This window comes from Amycolatopsis xylanica, from assembly GCF_900107045.1.
GTDB lineage: Bacteria > Actinomycetota > Actinomycetes > Mycobacteriales > Pseudonocardiaceae > Amycolatopsis > Amycolatopsis xylanica.
On record NZ_FNON01000021.1, the window covers coordinates 1 to 21,680 of the forward strand.

Genomic DNA, 21,680 nt, shown 5'->3' on the forward strand with positions numbered 1-21,680 from the left:
CACCCGACCACGCCCTACACTCGGCCTGCTCACACCAGCACAAGCACTAGACAAAGCACTACTTGCAACAACCAGTTGAAACCACCCCACTTTCGGGCTCTGGCATGTCCCGAAAGTGACTTTGGGGCCAAGCGGTCATCGGCGGGTGGTGTGGGCGCGGAAGGCGGCGACCGCCGGGGGTAGGGGTTCGGCAGCGCGCCAGACCAGGCCGATCGAGCGGGAGGCGCGCGGGGTGATCGGGACTTCGACCACTCCGGCGGGGAAGCCGGGTTCGAAGTGGGGGAGCAGCGCGACGCCCAGCCCGGCCGCGACCAGGCCGCGCACGGTGTCGGACTCTTGGCCCTCAAAGGCGATCTTCGGCTCGAAGCCCGCTTGGGCGCACAGGGCGTCCGTGATTTGGCGAAGCCCGTAGCCCGGCTCCAGCAGCACGAACTCCTCGTCGGCCAGCTCCGCGATGGTGACCTCGTCGCGCGAAGCGAGCGGGTGCGCTGAGGGCACCGACAGCAGGATCTCCTGCTCCGAAAGCACGCAGGACTCGAAGGCCGGGTCGGCGGGCGTCGGGGCGAGCAGCGCGAGGTCGAGTTCGCCGTCGCGGAGGCGGTCCAGCATGTTCTGCCGCGAGCCCTGCACGAGCGTGAAGCGGGTGCCGGGATGCGTCGCGCGGTAGTCGCGCAGCAGCGATGGGACCAGCGACCGCCCGAGCAGGTGCAGGAAGCCGAGCACGACGTGGCCGCTCGACGGCTCGACCTCCTCCAGCACCCGGCGGACTCCGGACTCGAGACGCGCCACAGCGTCCGACGCGGCGTCGGCGAGGAGTTCGCCCGCGCGGGTGAGGCGGATCCCCCGGCCGTGGGGTGCGGTCAGCGGGGCGCCGAGCGTCTCGCCCAGCGCCGCGAGCCTGCGGCTGAGCGTGGGCTGCGGCACGGCGAGCAGCTCGGCCGCGCGAGTGATGTTCGCCATCTCCCCGAGCGCGGCGAGCAGCGCGAGGTTGGGCGCCAGCTGGGCCGCGAGCTTCTCATGCGTCACGGTATCGATAGTCGCAGAAAAGCGTATTAGACGTATTGATTAGCAAAGCTTACTTTCGAAGTCGTGTCTCGGGTGACCCTCGCCGTGGCGGCTGCCGGCATCTCGTCGTTCGCGTTGCTCTACGCGCCGCAGCCGCTGCTTCCGCAGCTCTCGGCCGAGTTCCACCTCGACCCCGGCGGCGCGTCGCTCGCGGTCGGCGTCGGGACGGGCGCGCTGGCGCTGGCCGTGCTGCCGATCGCCGCGCTGTCGGAGGTCGTCGGCAGGCGGGCCGTGATCGTCACGTCGGTGCTCACCTCCGTCCTGCTCGGCCTGCTGCTGCCGCTCGCGCCGTCGTATCCCGTGCTGCTCGTGCTCCGCGCCGTCCAAGGCGTCGCGATCGCGGGCTTCCCTGGCGTCGCGGCGGCGTATCTGGTCGAGAAGCTGGGGAAGACCGGCGTCGCCGCGGCCGTCGGCGCGATGATCGCCGGCAACACGATCGGCGGGATGACCGGCCGCCTGGCGGGCGGGTTCACCGCCGAGGGACTCGGCTGGCGCGGTGCGCTGGCCGTGGTCGCGGTCATCGCGCTCGGCTGCGCGGTCGTGACCGTGCTGGCGCTGCCGACGTCGTCGAAGCAACCCAAGGCGAACGTCTTCGGCGGCCTCGGTGCCGCGCTGACCAGCCGTATCCTGCTCGTGCAGTACGCCATCGCGCTGCTCGCCATGGGCTCGTTCGTGGCGCTCTACAACGCGGCGGGGTTCCGGTTGACCGGCGCGCCGATCAACCTGCCGCCCGCGATCGCCTCGCTCGTGTTCCTGGCGTACGCGATGGGCGCCGTGTCCTCGTCGACCGCGGGCCGCCTGGTCGCCAAGTTCGGCCGACGCCGCTCGCTCGTCGGCGCGCTGCTGGTCACCATCGCCGGTGGCCTGCTCACGTTGCCGGACTCGTTACCTCTGGTCGCGGCCGGTTTCGTGGTGCTGACCGGTGGCTTCTTCGCCGCGCATGCGGTCGCCAACGGCTGGGCCGCCGCCGAAGCGCCTGAACACGGGCGCGGCCAGGTCTCCGGCCTCTACACGCTCTCCTACTACCTGGGCAGCAGCATCGGCGGCACGCTCGGCAGCGTCGTCTACGGGCACGCGGGCTGGCCGTGGCTGATCGCGCTCACCACGTCGTGGCTGGGCCTGGCCCTCTACGCGACGGCGGCGACCAAGAGCCCGCCGCCGACCGGCAGCAGCGCGGGCACCAGCCGCTCGTCCTCGCGGATGGCGCGCGCGACCTCGCGCAGCGCCAGTGTCTCGGGATCGCGGCGCGACGGATCGGCCACCCTGCCGCCGGCGAGCACGTTGTGAAACGCCAGCACGCCGCCGGGCCGCAGCAGTGACACGGCCTGTTCGTAGCAGCTCGGGTACTCCACCCGTGCCGAATCGACGAACACCAGGTCGTAGCCGCCAGGCGTGAGCCGGGGGAGCACGTCGAGCGCCTTGCCCATGATCAGCCGGGTCCGCCCCGGCGGGAAGCCCGCCTCTGTGAACACCTTGCGCGCCGACCGGTGGTACTCCGGCTCGAGGTCGATGGAGGTCAGCACGCCGTCACGGGCCATCCCGCGCAGCAGGTACAGCCCGCTGACGCCGGCGCCCGTCCCGATCTCCACGACGGCCCTGGCCTGCAGGGTCGCGGCCATGAAGCGCAGCGCGGCGCCCGCGGCGGGCCCGAGCGGGACACAGCCGAAATCCGCCGCTCTGACGCGCGCGGCGACCAGCGCCTCGTCGTCAGGCAGGTACCCCTCCACGAAATCGACGTCAGTCACCTGAGCCGAGGGGGTGGCGTGTGTTCCGGAGCTCACGCAGGGAGGTTAGCGCTGCTTGTCGATAAATCAGCGCAGGCTCCCTGATCGAACTGGTTTCAACTTGACCGTCAACTTCTCAGACTTCTCTCAGCCCAAGCTCATTAGAACCATAAGGAAGCCGGACAGACTCAAGTCCATTGGAACGGGAACACCGAGCGGATCGCCCGCGTTGGGTGCAGTAAGTGGGGAGAACAGCCTGATGGAGGTGCCGACTCCGCCGATGACGACAAGCCAGCTGGAGAGCCAGCCCGAGGTCGAGCCGGTCACGGTCGACTCGAGCGAGGCCACATGGACCCCGCCCTCGTGGGACGAGGTCGTTCGGGAGCACGCCGACCGCGTGTACCGGCTGGCCTACCGTCTCACCGGCAACACGCACGACGCCGAGGACCTCACGCAGGAGACCTTCATCCGCGTGTTCCGCTCGCTCGCGTCCTACAAGCCAGGCACCTTCGAGGGGTGGCTGCACCGCATCACCACCAACCTCTTCCTCGACATGGCGCGCCGCCGTTCGCGGGTGCGCATGGAGGGGCTGCCCGAGGACACCGACCGGATCGTCGGCGACGACCCGAGCCCGGAGCAGGTCTACTCGGACACCCACCTCGACCCGGATCTGCAGGAGGCGCTCGACGAGCTGCCCCCGGAGTTCCGCGCCGCGGTCGTGCTGTGCGACGTCGAAGGTCTCTCGTACGAGGAGATCGGCGCGACGCTGGGCGTTAAACTCGGCACCGTGCGAAGCAGGATTCACCGCGGGCGGCAGGCGCTGCGCGCTTCCTTGGAACGCCGCCGCGCGACGGAACGAGAAGCCGTGGAGGCCCCCGCATGAGCGAACCGCGAGGATGGGGCCTCCCCGAGTCGCATTTGCTTCCAGACGCGGTAGTGGCCCTCGTGGACGGTGAGCTGACGCTCGGCGCCCAGGACAGGGCGACGGCGCACATCGCGCGCTGCGCGTCGTGCGCGGCCGAGGTGTCGGCGCAGCGGCAGGCCGTGCGGGCGCTGCGGCGCGCGGGCGCGCCCTCGATGTCCGCCGGGTTCCTCGCGAGCCTGCAGCAGATCCCGCAGAACACCGAACTCGACGCGACCCCGGACAATCTCGCGATCACCGCGGACGGCCAGCTCGTTGCGATCCAGCGGCCGGACCGGGTCGCCGGGCTGCGCGACTCCGGCGTGCTCGGAGGCACCGCCCCGTTGGGAAGTTCCGCGCCGCTGGGTAACTCGCCCAACGTGCTCGGCGGCGGCAGGGCCGGCGTGGCCAAGCGCCGTGCGGCGCAGGGGGCCGGCGTCGTGGTGTCCGGGCTCGTGCTCAGCGCGCTCGCGCTGGTCGCGACCACGGGTGACACCGGCGAGGTCGCCAACAACACCACCGCCAGGCCGCCCCAGCAGGGCGTCAACCTGGTGCCCGCCGAGCTGGTGCCGCCGAAGCCGGCCCCGCCGACTCCGACGGTCACGTCAACGCCGCAGCTGGTCGGCCTGAAGTAGGCAACGCCAGTTTCACCGTTGGCGAGGCAGACTCGTCTCATCGAGGCTTGGCGTAGGGTCACGCCGAGCGACCTGATCATCTCAGCACCGGGGAACGATGACCGAGCAGCCGAACCACGAGCAGCATGGCGAAGACCGGCTCCCACCGCGTCCGCTCGACAAACCCGCCGTGGACCCGGCGCTGGCGGCGACCTTCGGGCGCCCGCAGGGCGTCGAAGGCGCTTTCGACAAGCTCTCCGCTCCCGCCAGGGGCAACGGCCACCGGCCGCTCGGCCCGCCGCCCGAGTCGCTGGCCGAGGCGTTCCGGCGCCCGGAAGGCGCCGAGGGCGTGCTGCTGGAGCGTCCGGCCGGTGGCAACGGTTCCGCCAAGGCCGATCCCGCCGAAGCCGCGTTGTGGTCCCAGGCCGCGAACCCGTGGCGTGACCCGGGCGCCGGTGCGGTGCTCGGCGGTCCCGCCGTGCCCGCCGAGGACGAGGAAGAGAAGGCCGAGCGCAAGCCCGGCGCGCAGCTCAGCCTCCCCGAAGTCCTGTTCGGACGGCGCGTCAAGCCGAAGGCGCTGGCACTGCTCGGCGTCATCGCGCTGCTGGTCGGCGCCGTCGGCGGGCTGGTCGGCTGGTGGTTCGCGAGCGCGGGCGAGTCGCTGACCGGCTCAGCGAACATCTCCGAGGCCGAAGCGGCCAAGGAACGCCCGGCCGGTTCGGTCGCCGACATCGCGAAGCGCGTCTCGCCCGCGGTCGTCTCGATCCAGATCAGCGCGCCAGGCCAGGACGGCGCCTTCATCGGCTCCGGCGTGGTGATCGACCCGCAGGGCTACCTGCTCACCAACTACCACGTGATCGCCGAGGCGGTCACCAACAAGCAGATGGTCGTGACGGTGTTCTTCACCGACGGCAGGCAGGCCATCGCCAAGGTCGTCGGCGGCGACCAGCGAGGCGACCTCGCGGTGATCAAGGTCGACACGCCGAACCTCACGGTGGTGCAGGTCGGCAAGTCCGCCGACCTGGCGCCCGGTGACACGGTGCTCGCCATCGGCTCGCCGCTCGGCCTGCAGAACACGGTCACCGCCGGCGTGGTGAGCGCGACGAACCGGCCCTCGATCGCCGGTGGCGAGGACGGCCAGACGCCGGGCGCCTACTACGCGATCCAGACGGACGCCCCCATCAACCACGGCAACTCCGGCGGCGCGCTCGTCGACTCGACCGGCGCGCTGGTCGGGATCAACTCCTCCATCAAGACCGGGCAGAGTGACGGCAGCATCGGCCTCGGTTTCGCGATCCCGTCGGACAGGGCGGTGAAGGTCGCCAAGGCGCTCATCAAGGGCGAGACGATCAAGCACGCCGAGATCGGCATCAACGTCGCCTCGGTCGTGGGCAGCACCAGCACCGGCGCGCGCGTGCAGAACCTCGCGCCCGACGGCCCCGGCGCCAAGGCGGGCATCCGCGAGGGCGACGTGATCATCAAGGTCGCCGATCATCCGGTCCGCGCGGCACTGGATTTCCTGGCTGGCGTCGACGACAAGGCGCCCGGTGAGGTCGTTCCTGTCCAGCTTGTCCGTGACAAGGCGGTTTTGACCGTCGATGTGACCTTGGGATCGGCCTGACCACACGGGTAGGCTTGAACCGGTTTGGCCTGACGCGGAGGTTCACGGGTGTTCGACAGCGTTGGCTGGGGCGAGATCCTCGTGCTCATCGTCGCCGGTCTCTTCATTCTCGGTCCGGAGCGGCTGCCGGAAGCGGCCGCCTGGCTCGCCAAGAGCATGCGCAAGGTTCGCGAGTTCGCCACGGGCGCCCGCGAGCAGCTGCGCGACGAGATGGGCCCGGAGTTCGAGCAACTCCGCAAGCCCCTCGAAGATTTGCGCGGCCTGCGCAACTTCGACCCGAAGCGCGTGGTGACGCAGCACCTCTTCGACGGTGACTCGGACCCGCTCGGCCTCAACAACATCAACGGCACCAACGGCGCCAATGGTTCGAACGGCTCGAACGGCTACGCGGCGGCGCCCGCGAAGCCGCAGGCCGAGCCGTTGAAGCCGGGCGAGAAGCCGCCGATCGACCCGGACGCCACCTGATCCGCGCCTAGCGCCTGCTCGCTGAGGTCGGCCAGAAGCACCCCGGTCGCCAGTGGCCAGAAGTACCAGGTCGTCAGTGGCCAGAAGCATCCCGGGCGCCAGTGGCCAGAAGTACCAGGTCGTCAGTGGCCAGAAGCATCCCGGGCGCCAGTGGCCAGAAGTACCAGGTCGCCAGCGGCCCGAAATACCCGGTTCGCAGCGCTGGAACCCAAGCCCGAGGTCGCTTTGGCCGCCCGGCGCGAGAGGTGAACGCCTCGTTCGCAACGCTCAGCGCCGAAGGCTGACCGAATCACGCCGGTTTGTCCCCTTTGTTCGCCCGGCGTGAGAAATGAGCGCCTCGTTCGCAACGTTGAGCGTTGTGAGCGCCCCTTTCGCAACGTTGGGCTCGCGCTCCGACGCGGGGTCGGCGGGCGCGCACCTGGCGAGGGCGGCCGTACGTGACAAGGGCGGCCTTTGTCACCCTGAGCGTTACAAGGGTGGCCCTTGTAACGTCCGCCGCGCTCCCCGTGCCCGGGCAAAGTCCGCCAAAGCGGACATAGAGGGCAAATCTCGGCCGCGTGAGTCCTTTGTGGACCCTTGTGGGCCGGATTTGGGCGAGTGGCTCGCGGAATCCGCGTGACGTTGCCCGACTTGTGCTCGCTCGTCCGCTTCGGGAGGGGGCTGAGCGTTGTGAGCGCCTCGTTCACAACGTTGAAGGTTGCGAACGTGGCGCTCACAACGCTCGGGGTCCCGGGGACCGACAAGGAACGGGGGGTCAGCGGCCTGCGGGGGTTACGTTGAGCATCATGCCCGCGAGGCCGCGGGCGCGGACCGAGAGCTTGGTCGCGACGTCCTTCAGGACGAGGGAGGCGGGGGCCTCGGGCTCGGCGAGGACGATCGGGGTGCCCGCGTCGCCCTGCTCGCGCAGGCGGGGGTCGAGCGGGACCTGGCCGAGCAGGGGCACCTTCGAACCGACGGACTTCGAGAGGGAGTCGGCGACCGTCTGGCCGCCGCCCGAGCCGAAGATCTCGAGACGGGTGCCGTCCGGGTTCTCGAGCCAGGACATGTTCTCGATGACGCCCGCGACGCGCTGGCGGGTCTGCATCGCGATCGCGCCCGCGCGCTCGGCGACCTCGGCGGCGGCCTGCTGCGGGGTCGTGACGACCAGGATCTCGGCGTTGGGGATGAGCTGGGCGACCGAGATGGCGATGTCGCCGGTGCCCGGCGGGAGGTCGAGCAGCAGGATGTCGAGGTCGCCCCAGAACACGTCGGCGAGGAACTGCTGCAACGCGCGGTGGAGCATCGGGCCGCGCCACATGACCGGGGCGTTGCCGGGGGTGAACATGCCGATCGAGATGACCTTCACGTCGTGCGACTGCGGCGGCATGATCATCGTGTCGACCTTGGTCGGCTTCTCGTTCGCGCCCAGCATGCGGGGGATCGAGTGGCCGTAGATGTCGGCGTCGACCACGCCGACGGACAGGCCGCGCTCGGCCATGGCGACCGCCAGGTTGACCGTCACCGAGGACTTGCCGACGCCGCCCTTGCCGGACGCGACGCAGTAGACCCTGGTCAGCGAGCCCGGCTGGGCGAACGGGATGACCGGCTCCGCCGAGTCGCCGCGCAGTGACTTGCGCAGCTCCGAGCGCTGCTCGTCGCTCATCACGTCCAGCTCGACGTGCACGGAGGTGACGCCGGGGAGCTTCCCCACCGCGGCCTTGGTGTCGTTGGTCAGCGTCGCCTTGAGCGGGCAGCCTGCGACCGTCAGGTAGATGCCGACGGTGACCACGCCGTCTGCACCGACCACGACGTCCTTGACCATGCCCAGATCGGTGATCGGTTTCTTGATCTCCGGGTCCTGGACGGCCTTCAGAGCGGTGCGGACTTCTTCGACGCTGGGAAGCTGCTGCGTACTGGTCACACCTCCATGCTACGTACCGGTAGGAGTCGCGCTCTCGGCCCGGTTCTGCTTGGCCTTCTTCGGCTTCGGGTTGAGGTCCTCGCGCAGCTTGTCGAGTTCGCCGCGCAGATAGTCGCGCGTGGCCACCTCGCCGACCGCGATGCGCAGCGCGGCGATCTCCCTGGCCAGGTATTCGGTGTCCGCTTTCGTCTGCGCCGCGCGGTTGCGGTCCTCTTCCAGCGAGACGCGGTCACGGTCGTCCTGCCGGTTCTGCGCGAGCAGGATCAGCGGCGCGGCGTACGCGGCCTGCGTCGAGAAGGCCAGGTTGAGCAGGATGAACGGGTACGGATCCCACTGCAGCGACAGCGCCGTGAGGTTCAGCACGATCCAGATGATGACGATCAGCGTCTGCCAGAACAGGTACTTGCCGGTGCCCAGGAACCGCGCGATCCGCTCGGTGAACCGCCCGAACGAGTCCGGGTCGATGTTGAGCGTGAACCGGCTCTGGTTGCGCGGCTGGTCGAGCCGCCGCCGGGAGAGCAGCTCAGGCATGGTCGGCCTCCTCGGGGTGTGCGCCGGTGATGTCGTGGAGGCCGGTCTCCCGCCAGTCCTCCGGCAGCAGGTGGTCGAGCACGTCGTCGACGGTCACCGCGCCCAGCAGATGGTCCTCGGCGTCGACGACCGGGCCGCAGGCGAGGTTGTACGCCGCGAAGTAGCGCGTGACCTCGGCCAGCGGCGCCTCGGGCCGCAGCGCGGACAGATCCGTGTCGGTGATGCCCGCGACCAGCTCGGCGGGCGGTTCGCGCAGCAGACGCTGGAAATGCACGCAGCCGACATAACGCCCGGTCGGCGTCTCGGTCGGCGGGCGGCAGACGAACACCATGCTCGCCAGCGCGGGCGGCAGCTCGGGGTTGCGGATCCGGGCGAGTGCCTCGGCGACCGTCGCGTCGGGCGTGAGGATCACCGGCTCCGGCGTCATCAGGCCACCCGCGGTGTCGGCCGAGTACGCCAGCAGCCGCTTGACCGGCGCCGACTCGTCCGGCTCCATCAGCTCCAGCAGCCTGGTCTGGTCGGCGGGGGTGAGCTCGGCGAGCAGGTCGGCCGCGTCGTCGGGGTTCATCGCCTCGAGGATGTCCGCGGCGCGCTCCTCCGGCAGGTAGGAGAGCAGGTCCTTCTGGTCGTCCTCCGGCAGCTCCTCGATGACGTCCGCGAGCCGCTCGTCGTCCATCGCGTCGGCGACCTCGTGCCGCCGCTTCAACGGCAGGTCGCGCAACGTCGCCGCGACGTCGACCGCGCGCATGGTGTCGAAGAGCACCAGCAGCTGCCCGGCGCCCTGCGGCTGCCCGGCGAGATCGGTCAGGCCGAGCCCCGTCACCTCCGACCACGGCATGATCTGCAGTGATCCGCGCCGCTTGCTGAGCCCGAGTCCCCGCGAGCGCTCACGGATCGCGAGCTTCGCGAGCACCCAGTCGCGGGTGCGCGTCGGCTCCATGGCCGCGTCGACCACGGTGATCCTGGCGTCGGAGCCCGCGAGCCCGGCGTGCGCGTCGAAGAGCTGCCCGACGACGAGCACCTCGTTGGGGCGGCGGTGGAACCGGCGCATGTTGACCGAACCGGTCGCCAGCGTGACCGCGATGGGCTCGATCGAGGTGACCCGCAGCATCGGCACGAAGACCCGGCGGCGGGTGGACAGCTCGACCACGATCCCGAGCACCCGGGGCGCCTGATGATCCAGCCGCAGGCCCGCGACCACGTCCCTGACCTTGCCGATCGATTCCCCATCAGGGCCGAAAACCGGCAAACCCGCCAGTTGTGCGACAAAAACCCTGTTCACGGAGCCCATGGCGCTCAGCCTATGGGGTGGCACGCGGCGCCGCCCGACCGAGTCGAGCGGCGCCGTGGAGCCTCATCGGCTCAGATGGTGACGCAGACGTTCCGGGTCACCGGGTTGTTGTTCCCGTCGTAGAACTTCCCGCACCAGAGCTGGCCGGAACGGGCGACGTAGTTGGGGTTCGTGATGAATCCCTCGGTGTAACCCCAGGTCTTGGTCGGGCTGTTGGTGGCGTAACCGTCCGGGCCCCAGACGTAGAAATGCCCGTACATCGAGCCACCCGACATGTTCGAGGCCATGACCTGGCTCACCACACAGCTGCCCGTCACTTCCTTGAAGTAGACGAAGACGGTGATCCCGTCGTTGTTCTGGCTCTTGGTGCCGGGGCAACCCTGGACCGACTGCGGTCCGGCTGCCGCCGCTGAAGCGGGCGCGGCCAAGCCGGCGAGACCGGCGAAGGCGATGAGCGCTCCGATGATGAACTTCCGCACGATACCCCCGTGTGTTGGTCAGCTTGAGCGGCTTGAACGTAAGCGAGCTTTTCGAGCACTGGCAAGGGATTTCAGCCTGGGCTGAAAGCGTTTTCGTAGGCCCCGGTTTTACCACTGCTTCGTCACGCTGTTCTTGGTGAAAACGTCCGGCTCGAACAAAGGGAAATCCCGTACTTTCCGCGCGAGCGCGGGAAAGCGGGGAACTTCAAGCAGGGCTTAAAAGGTGACCTGACGCGGCGTAACATCAGAGCGAAGGGGGAGCGTGCACACCAGGGAGTTGCCATGGTGATCGAAATCCTCAGCGCGGCGGTGCTCGCGGGCGGCGCGTGGCTTTCCGCGAGCGTCCGGGTGGTCAAGCAGTACGAGCGCGGCATCGTGTACCGGTTCGGCCGGGTCAGGCCCGCCGTGCGCGGCGCGGGACTGACCTACCTGGTCCCGTTCGTGGACCGGCTGCAGAAGGTCAACATGCAGATCGTCACCATGCCGGTGCCCGCGCAGGACGGCATCACCCGCGACAACGTGACCGTCCGGGTCGACGCGGTCGTCTACTTCAAGGTCATCGACCCGGTGATCGCCGCGGTCAACGTGCAGGACTACCGCGCGGCCGTGGCGCAGGTCGCGCAGACCTCGCTGCGGTCGATCATCGGCAAGAGCGACCTCGACGACCTGCTCTCCAACCGGGAACGGCTCAACGAGGGCCTGGAGCTCATGATCGACAGCCCCGCGCTCGACTGGGGCATCCACATCGACCGCGTCGAGATCAAGGACGTCGCGCTGCCCGAGTCGATGAAGCGCTCGATGTCGCGCCAGGCCGAGGCCGAACGCGAACGCCGCGCGCGGGTCATCTCCGCCGACGGTGAACTCCAGGCCTCGCACAAGCTCGCGCAGGCGGCCGCGCAGATGGCCGACACGCCCGCCGCGCTGCAGCTGCGCCTGCTGGAGACCGTCGTCGAGGTCGCCGCCGAGAAGAACTCGACGCTCGTCCTCCCGTTCCCGGTGGAACTGCTCAGGTTTCTAGAAGCCTCGACGCCCAAGGCGCCGTCGGCCGAGAAGCTGCCGGAGAAACCGGTCAACGGCCAGCTGAAGGCCGCCGACTAGTCATCGATAAGCCCACCCGGTCGTGTAGGAAACGATCGCCGCCGCGAGGGCTCCCGCCCAGAGCGCGAGCATCACGTAGCCGACGATGATGGCGGCCAGCGCCATGCCCTCGCCGCCGGACTCGCCGCGCTTGGCCTGGCTGTACGCGATGTGGCCCATGATCACGCCCGCGATCGACGCCAGGCCGCAGGTGAGCAGCCCGCCGATCGAGCTGACCAGCGCGCCGATGGCGAGCCCGCTGCTGGGCTGCGGCACGACCGGCCCGCCCGTCGGCGCGTAGCCGTACGGGTGGCCGAAGGGCGGCGGCTGCGTCCCGAACGGCGCGGCGGCGGGCGACGCGAACGGGTCCGACGCCGGCGGGGCGCCGTACGGATCCGGCTCCGGCGGGGCGAACCCGGTCGACGACGGGAACCCGGACACCGGCTCCGGTGACGGCGCGGGCTCGGGAGCGGGTTCGGCCGTGGGGTCCGGCGAAGGCGACGGCGCCGCGGTGGCGTCGGATACCGGATCGGGTGACGGCGACGGCGTCGGGTCCGATGCCGGGCTGGATGGTTCGGTCATGCTCGTTGTCCCCTTGGTCCCTTACCTGAAGCGCCAGTGCGTGGCGATGCCGAACGCCACGAACACCCCGATGCCGATGATGATCAGCGCGATCGCGAAATAGCCGATGATCAGCGCCGCCAGCGCCATGCCCTCGCCGCCCGCTTCACCGCGCTTCGCCTTGGCGCGCGCGATGTGCCCGAGGATGACCCCGACGATCGACAGCGTCCCGCCACACAGGAACAGCCCGATGAGCGAGCAGACCAGTGCGCCGACGGCCATGCCGGTGTCCTGGCTGGCCGGGTTCATCCCGGGCCCGTACGGGTAGCCGGGCTGCGGGTACTGGCCGTAGGGCTGCTGCTGGTACGGCCCCGACGGCTGCTGGCCATAAGGCGCGGGCTGCTGGCCGTAGGGATCCTGCGGCGGGTAGGTCACGTTCTGTTCCCCTCGTGCTGATGTGCTCTCACCGTAGACCGGCGTGAGCGTGCTCATAGCAGGACTGGGGGATTGGGGTCATACTCACCGGTAACCCAGCGCCGGGCACGGCGTTCCGACCGCTCGAAAGGGAGCAGTGATGGCTCGCCTCGCCCAGACAGCCGGCCTGACGGACGTCCAGTCCGAGATCCTCGCGACGGTCCGCGCCTTCGTCGACAAGGAGGTCATCCCGCACGCGCAGGAACTCGAGCACTCCGACACCTACCCGGCCGAGATCGTCGAGGGCATGAAGGAGATGGGCCTGTTCGGGCTCACCATCCCCGAGGAGTTCGGCGGGCTCGGCGAGTCGCTGCTGACCTACGCGCTCGTGGTCGAGGAGATCGCGCGCGGCTGGATGAGCGTCTCCGGCGTGATCAACACGCACTTCATCGTGGCGCACATGATCTCGCGGCACGGCACCCAGGCGCAGAAGGAGCACTTCCTGCCCCGGATGGCGACCGGCGAGGTGCGCGGCTCGTTCTCCATGTCCGAGCCGGACCTCGGCTCCGACGTGGCCGCGATCAAGACCCGCGCCAAGCGCGACGGCGACGACTACGTCATCGACGGCGCCAAGATGTGGCTCACCAACGGCGGCAGCTCCAACCTGATCGCCCTGCTGGTGAAGACGGACGAGGGCGCCGAGAAGCCCCACCAGAACCTGACCACCTTCCTGGTCGAGAAGCCTTCGGGCTTCGGCGAAGTCGCTCCGGGGCTCACCATTCCCGGCAAGATCGACAAGATGGGCTACAAGGGCGTCGACACCACCGAAGCGGTGTTCGACGGCTTCCGCATCGGCGCCGACAAGGTGCTCGGCGAGGCGCCGGGCAAGGGCTTCTCGTACATGATGGACGGTGTCGAGGTCGGCCGGGTGAACGTCGCCGCCCGCGCCTGCGGCATCGCGATCCGCGCCTTCGAGCTGGCCGTCGAGTACGCCCAGCAGCGCAAGACCTTCGGCAAGGCGATCGCCGAGCATCAGGCGGTCGCGTTCAAGCTCGCCGAGATGGCCACCAAGGTCGAGGCCGCGCACCTGATGATGGTCAACGCCGCCCGCCTCAAGGACTCGGGCGAGCGCAACGACGTCGAGGCGGGCATGGCGAAGCTGATCGCCAGCGAGTACTGCGCCGAGGTCACCCAGGACTCGTTCCGCATCCACGGCGGCTACGGCTACTCGAAGGAGTACGAGATCGAGCGCCTCATGCGCGAGGCCCCGTTCCTGCTCATCGGCGAAGGCACCTCCGAGATCCAGAAGACGATCATCTCGCGCGGCCTCCTCCGCGAATACAAGTCCCGCGGATAAAGCGGGCTTTATCCCGTAAGCGCGAAGCGCGACGCGGGATAAAGCCCGCTTTATCCCGAGCCTGAGGTGTTCTACTGGTCGCATGATCACGCCGTCGCCGGGCCTGCGCGAGCACGTGGCTGCGCGCTGGGTCCGGCACGGCGCGGGACCGCTTCCGCCCTCACTGCCGGAACCCGCGGTCGACCTGCTGGTCATGCCCGGCCGCGGGCTGTGGCTGGCGGGCGCCGAGCAGGTCGCCAGGCAAGGGGAACTCCCGCCCGGCGGGAAACTGATCGGTTTCCGGCTTCGGCCGGGTGCCTGCTCGGCCTGGCTGTGGCTGGCGGCCGACGAGATCCCGCTCGGCGGCGCACCGATCGAGGATCTCATGGGCACGCGCGACGCACGCGCGCTCGAAGCCGGGCGGCTCGAGCCCCGGCGTGAGCCGGACGCGCTCATGCTGCGCGTGGTGCGGGCGATGGCCGCACGGCCCGAACTCACGGTCGCCGAGCATGCCGAACTCGCGTGTCTTTCCGAACGGCAGCTGCGACGGCGCTTCGGCCAAGCCGTCGGGCTGGGACCCAAGGCCTATCTCCGGGTGACCCGGCTCCATCGGGCCGTCGAGTCGGCGCGCGAATCGCTCAAGCTCGGCAAGCCGCCGCGGTGGGCGGACATCGCCGCACGGCACGGGTTCTATGACCAGCCGCATCTGCTCGCCGAGTTCCGCCGGGCGGCGGGCTGCCTGCCGGACGCCTTGGCGGATGGCCGATTTCTCCAAGCCACGGCCGCGCCGCCGTCGTCACGATCGGCGCATGAGCAGCACTGAAGTGATCTTCGAGTTCCACGAACGGACCGCGGCCGACGGGTTGCGCGAGCCGGTCCGGTTCACCCACGGCGCTTGGTTCGTGCACAGTCACGCCGAGGTCGACCGTGTGCTCACCGAGCACGCCACGTTCTCGTCCGACGAGCTGCGCCACAGCGCCGAGCCGGTGCCGCACGCGGACAACCCGTTGCTGCGCACCATGCTCGCGCTCGATCCGCCCGAGCATCATCGGCAGCGCAAGATCGTCAGCCGGGCGTTCACCCCGCGCGCGGTCGCCGCGCTGAAACCACGCATCGCCGCGACCGCGCGAGAGCTGCTCGACGCCACGAAGGGGTCCAGCATCGACTTCATCGACGGGTTCGCCTACCCGCTGCCGATCATCACGATCGCCGCGCTGCTCGGTGTCGATCCCGGGCGGCAGCCGGACTTCGTGCGGTGGGCGGAGGCGGTCACGTCGTTCGCCGGTTCGTTCGCGCTCGACCCTTCGCGCCGTGCCGAATTCGAGAAGGCATATGACGAACTAGCCACCTATTTTCGCGAGCTGGCCGAAGCGCGGCGGGCGGCGCCGCGCGACGACGTGATCAGCACTCTGGCCGCCGCGGACGGGCTCACTGACGAAGAGCTGGCCGACTTCTGCGCCCTGCTGCTGATCAACGGCCACGAGACCACGAAAACCTTGCTGGTCAACGCTTTGCTCTGCCTGGACCGGTATCCGTGGCTGCGTGCCGCGCCGGTCGCGGGTGTCGTCGAGGAGGTGCTCAGGTTCCTTCCGCCATCGGGTGGCACGGACCGGTTCACGACGACCGCGACCACCCTTGGCGGGCACGAGATCGGCGCGGGCGAGCGTGTCGTGGCGATGATCATCTCCGCCAACCGCGATCCGGCCGTGTTCGCCGATCCGCATCGCTTCGACACTCGGCGCGCGGCGGGCGCGCACCTGTCGTTCGGCCACGGGATCCACTTCTGCCTTGGCGCGCATCTGGCCAGATGGCAGGCCGAGATCGCGCTTTCCGTGCTGGTCGAGCGGCTGCCGGGCCGCTGGCGGCTGCCGGAGGAATCGGCCGGGATCAGGACCACGCCGGTCGGCGTCGACGTCACCGCACTGCGGCTGGACTGGGCCTGTTGACGCCTGGTTCGCACGCTCGCGCCGGACTTGAGAGGATGGGACGCACAGTCCTCACGAGTGCGTAGGTGGTCAGCTTGAGCAGTCCCTTTGGTGGCAAGCAGCCCGCTGGGCAGCCTCGGCTCCCGACCCCGCCCACCGGCTGGCCGATCGGGTCGTACGGGACCTACGGCGAGGCCCAGCGCGCCGTCGATTACCTCGCCGAGAGCGAGTTCTCGGTCGAGGACGTCACCATCGTCGGCGTCGACTTGATGCTGGTCGAACGTGTTATCGGCAGGCTCTCCTGGGGCCGGGTGCTCGGCACCGGCGCGGTGTCCGGCGCCTGGTTCGGCCTCGTGGTCGGGCTGCTGCTCGGCATGTTCAACAACCAGGGTTTCGCCTGGCAGCCGATGCTGACCGGGCTCGTCTTCGGTGTGCTGTCCGGTGTCGTCTTTGCGGCAATCGGGTACAGCATGTCCAAAGGCCGCCGCGATTTCTCCTCGGCGAGCCAGCTGGTCGCCGGCCGCTACGACGTGCTGTGCCAGCCGCGCACGGCCGAGCAGGGCCGCGATTTGCTGGCGAAACTCGCCATGCGGCCGAGTCCCTCGACCGGGTGAGTTGATCTACCCGGGTGGCGTCGGCTTTCTGAATCGTTGCGGATGACGCTTGCGGGGCGTGATCGGCCGGAATAGGTTGCTCACACCAGTCGGGCGGGACGGCCTCCACCGTTCCGCCCGAGCACTAGCACGTCGGGGTGCTGGCGCGGGTGTTGGTCAGCCTGCCGGTGTACTCCGGGCCTCGTCGTGCGCGCCGCTAGGAGGCCTGATGGGGAAAGCGATCGCGGGCAAGCAACGGGGGCGCTCGCCGGGCAGGGTCGCGGCGCTGGCGGGCGCCGGGCTCGTCGCGGCGAGCCTGCTCACCGCTTGTGGCTCGGACAGTGGGCTGAAGATCAACCTGTACCACGCGCCGGAAGACAACCTGCAGTCCGTAGTGGACAACTGCAACAAGGCGGCGGCAGGCCGCTACGAGATCGTCTACAACAAGCTCCCGCGCGGCTCGGACGGCCAGCGTGAGCAGATGGTGCGCAGGCTCGCCGCCGGCGACACCTCGCTCGACCTCCTCTACCTCGACGTCACTTGGGGCGCCGAGTTCGCGGAGGCCGGCTGGGCGGAGGAGTGGACCGGCGCCAACAAGGAGGCCGCCTCCAAGGGCGTGCTGCCCGGTCCGCAGAAAACGGCCGAGTGGAACGGAAAGCTCTACGCCGCCACCAAGAACACCAACGTCCAGCTGCTCTGGTACGACGATCGGCTCAGCCCGTCGCCGCCGAAGACGTGGGACGAGATGATCTCGCAGGCCCAGGCGCTCAATGCGCAGGGCAAGCCGGGCAACATCGTCTTCACCGGCGCGCAGTACGAAGGCCTTGTCGTCTTCTACAACACCCTTGTCGAGTCCTTCGGCGGGCACATCCTGTCCGAGGATGGCAAGTCCGTGGTGCTGGACGACGGCGCGATCAAGGCGCTGGCGCTGCTCAAGAAGATCGCCACCTCGAACGTCACCGACGCGTCGCTGACCAACTCGAAGGAGGACGACGTCCGCCAGGCCTTCCAGCGCGGCCAGGCCGGGTTCGAGCTGAACTGGCCGTTCGTCTACGCGGCGTACGCGAAGGACAAGAAGGCGGACCTGCCGCACTTCAAGTGGACGACCTATCCGGCGGCGGAGGCGGGCAAGCCGGCGAAGACCACCATCGGTGGCGCGAACCTCGCGGTCAGCACGTACTCCAAGCACAAGCCGCAGGCGTTCGAGGCGGCGCTGTGCCTGCGCAACCCGGACAACCAGAAGTTCTCCGCGCTCAAGTCCGGTGTCCCGCCGACCATCGAGTCGGTCTACACCGACACCAGGCCGCTCGACGCGGGCAAGCCCGCTGGCCCGGACAACCCGAGCATGGACACGGAATACCCGATGCGCATGACGATTCTGGAAGCGCTGAAGTCGGCGGCCGTCCGGCCACTGACCCCGGCCTACCAGAACGCTTCCACGCTCATGTCGAAGATCCTGTCCCCGCCGTCGGCCATCGATCCGCAGGCCACCGCGGACAAACTGCGTGACCAGCTCGGCGACGCGCTGAACTCGAAAGGGGTGATCCCGTGAGCCACGCGGTCAAAGAGGCTCCCGCCACGGCGGGCCACAAGAAGGCGAAACCCGCGCTCAGTGAGGGAAAGAAGGCCGAGCGCAGGCTCGGCCTGTGGCTGTGCGCGCCCGCGTTCATCGTGATGATCGCGGTGACGGGGTATCCGATCCTCTATTCGGTCTGGCTGTCCTTGCAGCGCTACGACCTGCGTTTCCCCGCACAGCAGGAGTTCATCGGCCTCGACAACTACGGCGCGGTGCTGTCGAACAGCTACTGGTGGACGGCTTTCGGGACGACGATGGGACTGACCGTCGTCTCGGTGATCATCGAGTTCGTGCTCGGTATGGCGCTCGCGCTGATCATGCACCGCACGCTCGTCGCGCGGGGTCTGATCAGGACGGTCGCGCTGATCCCGTACGGCATCGTCACGGTCGTCGCCGCGTTCTCGTGGTTCTACGCGTGGACGCCGAAGACCGGCTATCTCGCGAACATGTTGACGTTCTTCGGGTCCGACACGGCCGTGCTGACCAACAAGTGGGCCTCGCTGGCGGCCATCGTGGTCGCCGAGGTCTGGAAGACGACGCCGTTCATGGCGCTGCTGCTGATGGCAGGGCTCGCGCTGGTGCCGGACGACCTGCTCAAGGCGGCGGCGATGGACGGCGCGACCGCGTGGCAGCGGTTCACGAAGGTGATGCTGCCGGTGATGAAGCCGGCGATCCTGGTGGCGCTGCTGTTCCGCACGCTCGACGCGTTCCGGATCTTCGACAACATCTTCGTGCTCACCAACGGCGCGCAGGACACGTCGTCGGTGTCGATGCAGACCTACAACAACCTGGTGAAGGGGTTGAACCTCGGCATCGGGTCCACCATGGCCGTGCTGATCTTCCTCACGGTGGCGATCATCGCGTTCGTCTTCATCAAGGTGTTCGGCACCGCCGCACCCGGGTCCGACACAGGGGGGAAGCGCTGATGGTGATGGGTGGAGCGGTCACGACGGGCCGCAAGGCCAGGTGGGGCCTGGTCGACATCCTGGTGCTGGTGTTCGCGCTGGTGCCGGTGCTGTGGGTGATCTCGCTGTCGTTCAAGACGAAGGCGACGATCGCGGACGGGAGTTTCATCCCGAACGAATGGTCATTGCAGAACTACGCCGACATCTTCCAGACCACTGAGTTCATCAGAGCGCTGGTGAACTCGATCGGCATCGCGATCATCGCGACGGTGATCGCGGTGGTGCTGGGCACGATGGCGGCGTACGCGATCGCCAGGCTCGACTTCCCCGGCAAGCAGCTGCTGGTCGGGTTGTCGTTGCTGATCGCGATGTTCCCGCAGGTCTCGCTGGTGACGCCGTTGTTCAACATCGAGCGTGAGCTGGGTCTGTTCGACACCTGGCCGGGCCTGATCCTGCCGTACATCACGTTCGCGCTGCCGCTGTCGATCTACACGCTGTCCGCGTTCTTCCGCGAGATCCCTTGGGAGCTGGAGAAAGCGGCGAAGATGGACGGCGCGACGCCGGCACAGGCGTTCCGCAAGGTGATCGCGCCGCTCGCCGCGCCAGGCGTGTTCACCACGGCGATCCTGGTGTTCATCTTCTGCTGGAACGACTTCCTGTTCGCCATCTCGCTGACGTCGACCGAGTCGTCGCGGACGGTGCCCGCGGCGTTGTCGTTCTTCACCGGGTCCTCGCAGTTCGAAGACCCGACCGGGACGATCTCCGCGGCCGCCGTGGTGATCACCATCCCGATCATCATTTTCGTGTTGTTCTTCCAGCGCCGCATCGTCGCGGGGCTGACGTCCGGTGCGGTGAAGGGGTAAGACATGGCTGAAATCGTCCTGGACAAGGTCTCCAAGAAATACCCAGACGGCGCGCTCGCGGTGTCCGAAGTGGACATCACCATCGCCGACGGCGAGTTCATCATCCTGGTCGGCCCGTCCGGCTGCGGGAAGTCGACCACGCTGAACATGGTGGCGGGCCTGGAGGACATCTCGTCCGGCGAGCTGCGCATCGACGGGCAGCGGGTGAACGAGAAGGCGCCGAAGGACCGTGACATCGCGATGGTGTTCCAGTCCTACGCGCTGTATCCGCACCTGAGTGTGCGGGAGAACATGGCGTTCCCGTTGCGGCTGGCGAAGGTCGATGACAGCACGGTGCGCGCCAAGGTCGAGGAGGCGGCGCAGATCCTGGACCTGACCGGGCATCTGGACCGCAAACCGGCGAACCTGTCCGGCGGGCAGCGGCAGCGCGTGGCGATGGGACGGGCGATCGTCCGTAACCCCAAGGCGTTCCTGATGGACGAGCCACTGTCCAATCTGGACGCGAAGCTGCGTGGCCAGATGCGGACCTCGGTGTCGAAGATCCAGAAGCAGCTGGGCACCACCACGCTGTACGTCACGCACGACCAGACCGAGGCCATGACCCTCGGTGACCGGGTCGTGGTGCTGCGCGCCGGGTACGTGCAGCAGATCGGGTCGCCGCAGTTCCTCTACGACAACCCGGCGAACCTCTTCGTCGCGGGGTTCATCGGCTCGCCGTCGATGAACTTCGTGCCCGCGACGCTGGAGGAAGGCTCGCTGCGCAGTGCTTTCGGCACGGTGGCGCTGACCGACCGGGTGCGTCGGCTGGCCGAGGCGGCCAACGCGCCGCGTGAGGTCATCGTCGGCGTCCGCCCGGAGCACTTCGAAGACGCCGGGCTGCTCGACGACGCCCAGCGCCAAGGCGGCGCGACGTTCACCGCGACCGTCGACGTGCTCGAGTCGATGGGCTCGGAGAAGTACGCCCACTTCACGGTCGAAGGCGAATCCGCGACGTCGTCGGAACTGGCCGAGCTGGCCGCCGACAGCGGCTCGGACGACGTCCCCGGCGGCGAATCCGCGGTCGTGGCCCGCCTCTCGGCGGCCTCCTCGGCCAGCGAGGGCCAGCCCGTCGACATCTGGTTCGACGCCGACAAGGTCAAACTCTTCGACCCCGCCTCGGGCAAGAACCTGACCTACTCCGAGTAACAACCTCTAAAAAATCCCAATGCGGCATTGGTCAGTTTTCAGTACGCCAATGTGGCTTTCGTCAGGTGAAATCTGACGAAAGCCACATTGGGATTTTTTTAGGAGCCCCTTGGTCAGCCGGCGATGGCGGAGCCGGTCTCCAGCAGCGACTTGAGGTCGGCCAGTATCCAGGCCCAGCCGCCGCCCGCGTTGGTCTCGTCCTCGTCGGTGCCCGCGATCATGCGGGCCGTGGCCGGGGCGTGCGTGACGTCGTGCGTCACCGTCAGGCGGGTGCCCGCGGACTTGGTCTCGAAGATCTCGTAGGTGAGCTTGGTGAAGCCCTCGGCGGCGATCTCGGGCGACATCACGAGCCGCCAGGTCTGCACGAGCTTGCGCGGCGGGTCGGCCTCGATGACCTCGCCGTCCACGATCACCTCGGGCATGCCCATGTCGAGCCACTCCTGCGTCGACCGGGTGACGTACTTGCCGCCGGGCCGGAGTTCGTAGTCGACCAGGCCGGTGTAGCCGTACTTCGCCGTGAATTCGGGCTTCGTGATGGCGTCCCAGACCGCCTGCGGGGTGGCCTTGATGTAGATCCGGTAGACCTGCTGGGTCCGGGTCTCGGTGGCGGTTTCAGTCATGATCGGCTTCCAGTTCTCGTTTGAGGTCGGCGAG

At 68.8% G+C, this 21,680-nt stretch carries 22 protein-coding genes and 1 pseudogene; 14 read left to right on the forward strand and 9 right to left on the reverse strand.

Annotated features, from left to right (window positions below; translation table 11 throughout):
- Window positions 1-135: 135 nt before the first annotated feature.
- On the reverse strand, window positions 136-1,026 hold the full coding sequence (locus BLV57_RS42460; protein ID WP_091300417.1) for a LysR family transcriptional regulator: 891 nt from the start codon (window positions 1,024-1,026) through the stop codon (window positions 136-138).
- A gap of 72 nt (window positions 1,027-1,098) precedes the next feature.
- Here BLV57_RS42460 and BLV57_RS42465 point away from each other — a divergent pair.
- Window positions 1,099-2,208, forward strand: a pseudogene (locus tag BLV57_RS42465) (MFS transporter); the annotation flags it as partial.
- Here BLV57_RS42465 and BLV57_RS42470 read toward each other — a convergent pair.
- Entirely contained in the window at window positions 2,193-2,846 is a 654-nt protein-coding gene (locus BLV57_RS42470) for an O-methyltransferase (protein ID WP_091300420.1), read from the reverse strand. The pseudogene BLV57_RS42465 and the gene BLV57_RS42470 overlap by 16 nt on opposite strands.
- A gap of 202 nt (window positions 2,847-3,048) precedes the next feature.
- On the opposite strand from BLV57_RS42470, the gene sigE reads away from it, so the two are divergent.
- From sigE to tatB, 4 genes are all read left to right on the forward strand, one after another.
- On the forward strand, window positions 3,049-3,672 hold the full coding sequence (gene sigE / locus BLV57_RS42475) for an RNA polymerase sigma factor SigE (protein ID WP_091300423.1): 624 nt from the start codon (window positions 3,049-3,051) through the stop codon (window positions 3,670-3,672).
- On the forward strand, window positions 3,669-4,325 hold the full coding sequence (locus BLV57_RS42480) for an anti-sigma factor family protein (RefSeq protein ID WP_091300426.1): 657 nt from the start codon (window positions 3,669-3,671) through the stop codon (window positions 4,323-4,325). The genes sigE and BLV57_RS42480 overlap by 4 nt, the downstream gene beginning before the upstream one ends.
- A 97-nt stretch (window positions 4,326-4,422) precedes the next feature.
- A complete protein-coding gene (locus BLV57_RS42485; RefSeq protein ID WP_091300428.1) occupies window positions 4,423-5,925 on the forward strand; it encodes a S1C family serine protease in 1,503 nt (500 codons plus the stop codon).
- Window positions 5,926-5,973: 48 nt separating this feature from the next.
- A complete protein-coding gene (tatB, locus tag BLV57_RS42490; RefSeq protein ID WP_091300431.1) occupies window positions 5,974-6,390 on the forward strand; it encodes a Sec-independent protein translocase protein TatB in 417 nt (138 codons plus the stop codon).
- Window positions 6,391-7,144: 754 nt separating this feature from the next.
- On the opposite strand, the gene BLV57_RS42495 is transcribed toward tatB, so the two are convergent.
- The 4 genes from BLV57_RS42495 to BLV57_RS42510 form a co-directional block, all read right to left on the reverse strand.
- Complete coding sequence (locus BLV57_RS42495) at window positions 7,145-8,290, reverse strand: Mrp/NBP35 family ATP-binding protein (RefSeq protein WP_091300433.1); 1,146 nt, start codon at window positions 8,288-8,290, stop codon at window positions 7,145-7,147.
- Between the two features lie 9 nt (window positions 8,291-8,299).
- A complete protein-coding gene (locus BLV57_RS42500) occupies window positions 8,300-8,821 on the reverse strand; it encodes a DUF1003 domain-containing protein (protein WP_091300436.1) in 522 nt (173 codons plus the stop codon).
- Window positions 8,814-10,112 (reverse strand): magnesium transporter MgtE N-terminal domain-containing protein, encoded by a 1,299-nt coding sequence (locus BLV57_RS42505; RefSeq protein WP_091300438.1) that lies wholly within the window; start codon window positions 10,110-10,112, stop codon window positions 8,814-8,816. Before BLV57_RS42505 ends, BLV57_RS42500 begins: the two co-directional genes overlap by 8 nt.
- A 71-nt stretch (window positions 10,113-10,183) precedes the next feature.
- A complete protein-coding gene (locus tag BLV57_RS42510) occupies window positions 10,184-10,591 on the reverse strand; it encodes a hypothetical protein (RefSeq protein ID WP_091300441.1) in 408 nt (135 codons plus the stop codon).
- A gap of 282 nt (window positions 10,592-10,873) precedes the next feature.
- On the opposite strand from BLV57_RS42510, the gene BLV57_RS42515 reads away from it, so the two are divergent.
- Window positions 10,874-11,689, forward strand: a complete 816-nt coding sequence (locus BLV57_RS42515; protein WP_091300443.1) for a slipin family protein — start codon at window positions 10,874-10,876, stop codon at window positions 11,687-11,689.
- Here BLV57_RS42515 and BLV57_RS42520 read toward each other — a convergent pair whose 3' ends face one another.
- Complete coding sequence (locus tag BLV57_RS42520; RefSeq protein ID WP_091300445.1) at window positions 11,690-12,250, reverse strand: DUF4190 domain-containing protein; 561 nt, start codon at window positions 12,248-12,250, stop codon at window positions 11,690-11,692.
- A gap of 21 nt (window positions 12,251-12,271) precedes the next feature.
- Window positions 12,272-12,721, reverse strand: a complete 450-nt coding sequence (locus BLV57_RS42525) for a DUF4190 domain-containing protein (RefSeq protein WP_143047313.1) — start codon at window positions 12,719-12,721, stop codon at window positions 12,272-12,274.
- Between the two features lie 82 nt (window positions 12,722-12,803).
- Between BLV57_RS42525 and BLV57_RS42530 the strand changes: the two genes are divergently transcribed.
- The 8 genes from BLV57_RS42530 (at window position 12,804) to BLV57_RS42565 (ending at window position 21,026) form a co-directional block, all read left to right on the forward strand.
- Window positions 12,804-14,000 carry an acyl-CoA dehydrogenase family protein gene (locus BLV57_RS42530; protein WP_091300450.1) on the forward strand — a complete coding sequence of 399 codons (1,197 nt, stop codon included), beginning with the start codon at window positions 12,804-12,806 and terminating at the stop codon, window positions 13,998-14,000.
- Window positions 14,001-14,082: 82 nt separating this feature from the next.
- Window positions 14,083-14,802, forward strand: coding sequence for a helix-turn-helix transcriptional regulator (locus tag BLV57_RS42535; RefSeq protein ID WP_091300453.1), 720 nt, complete (start codon window positions 14,083-14,085; stop codon window positions 14,800-14,802).
- Entirely contained in the window at window positions 14,789-15,925 is a 1,137-nt protein-coding gene (locus BLV57_RS42540) for a cytochrome P450 (protein WP_176969070.1), read from the forward strand. The genes BLV57_RS42535 and BLV57_RS42540 overlap by 14 nt, the downstream gene beginning before the upstream one ends.
- A 74-nt stretch (window positions 15,926-15,999) precedes the next feature.
- On the forward strand, window positions 16,000-16,518 hold the full coding sequence (locus BLV57_RS42545) for a general stress protein (RefSeq protein ID WP_176969071.1): 519 nt from the start codon (window positions 16,000-16,002) through the stop codon (window positions 16,516-16,518).
- Between the two features lie 208 nt (window positions 16,519-16,726).
- On the forward strand, window positions 16,727-18,049 hold the full coding sequence (locus BLV57_RS42550; RefSeq protein ID WP_091300460.1) for an ABC transporter substrate-binding protein: 1,323 nt from the start codon (window positions 16,727-16,729) through the stop codon (window positions 18,047-18,049).
- Window positions 18,046-18,999: a carbohydrate ABC transporter permease gene (locus BLV57_RS42555; protein ID WP_091300462.1), complete on the forward strand. Its 954-nt coding sequence runs from the start codon at window positions 18,046-18,048 to the stop codon at window positions 18,997-18,999. Before BLV57_RS42550 ends, BLV57_RS42555 begins: the two co-directional genes overlap by 4 nt.
- Complete coding sequence (locus BLV57_RS42560; RefSeq protein ID WP_091300464.1) at window positions 18,999-19,841, forward strand: carbohydrate ABC transporter permease; 843 nt, start codon at window positions 18,999-19,001, stop codon at window positions 19,839-19,841. The genes BLV57_RS42555 and BLV57_RS42560 overlap by 1 nt, the downstream gene beginning before the upstream one ends.
- Before the next feature lie 3 nt (window positions 19,842-19,844).
- Window positions 19,845-21,026 (forward strand): ABC transporter ATP-binding protein, encoded by a 1,182-nt coding sequence (locus BLV57_RS42565; RefSeq protein ID WP_091300467.1) that lies wholly within the window; start codon window positions 19,845-19,847, stop codon window positions 21,024-21,026.
- Between the two features lie 113 nt (window positions 21,027-21,139).
- Here BLV57_RS42565 and BLV57_RS42570 read toward each other — a convergent pair whose 3' ends face one another.
- A complete protein-coding gene (locus tag BLV57_RS42570; protein ID WP_091300469.1) occupies window positions 21,140-21,646 on the reverse strand; it encodes an SRPBCC family protein in 507 nt (168 codons plus the stop codon).
- Between the last annotated feature and the right edge of the window lie 34 nt (window positions 21,647-21,680).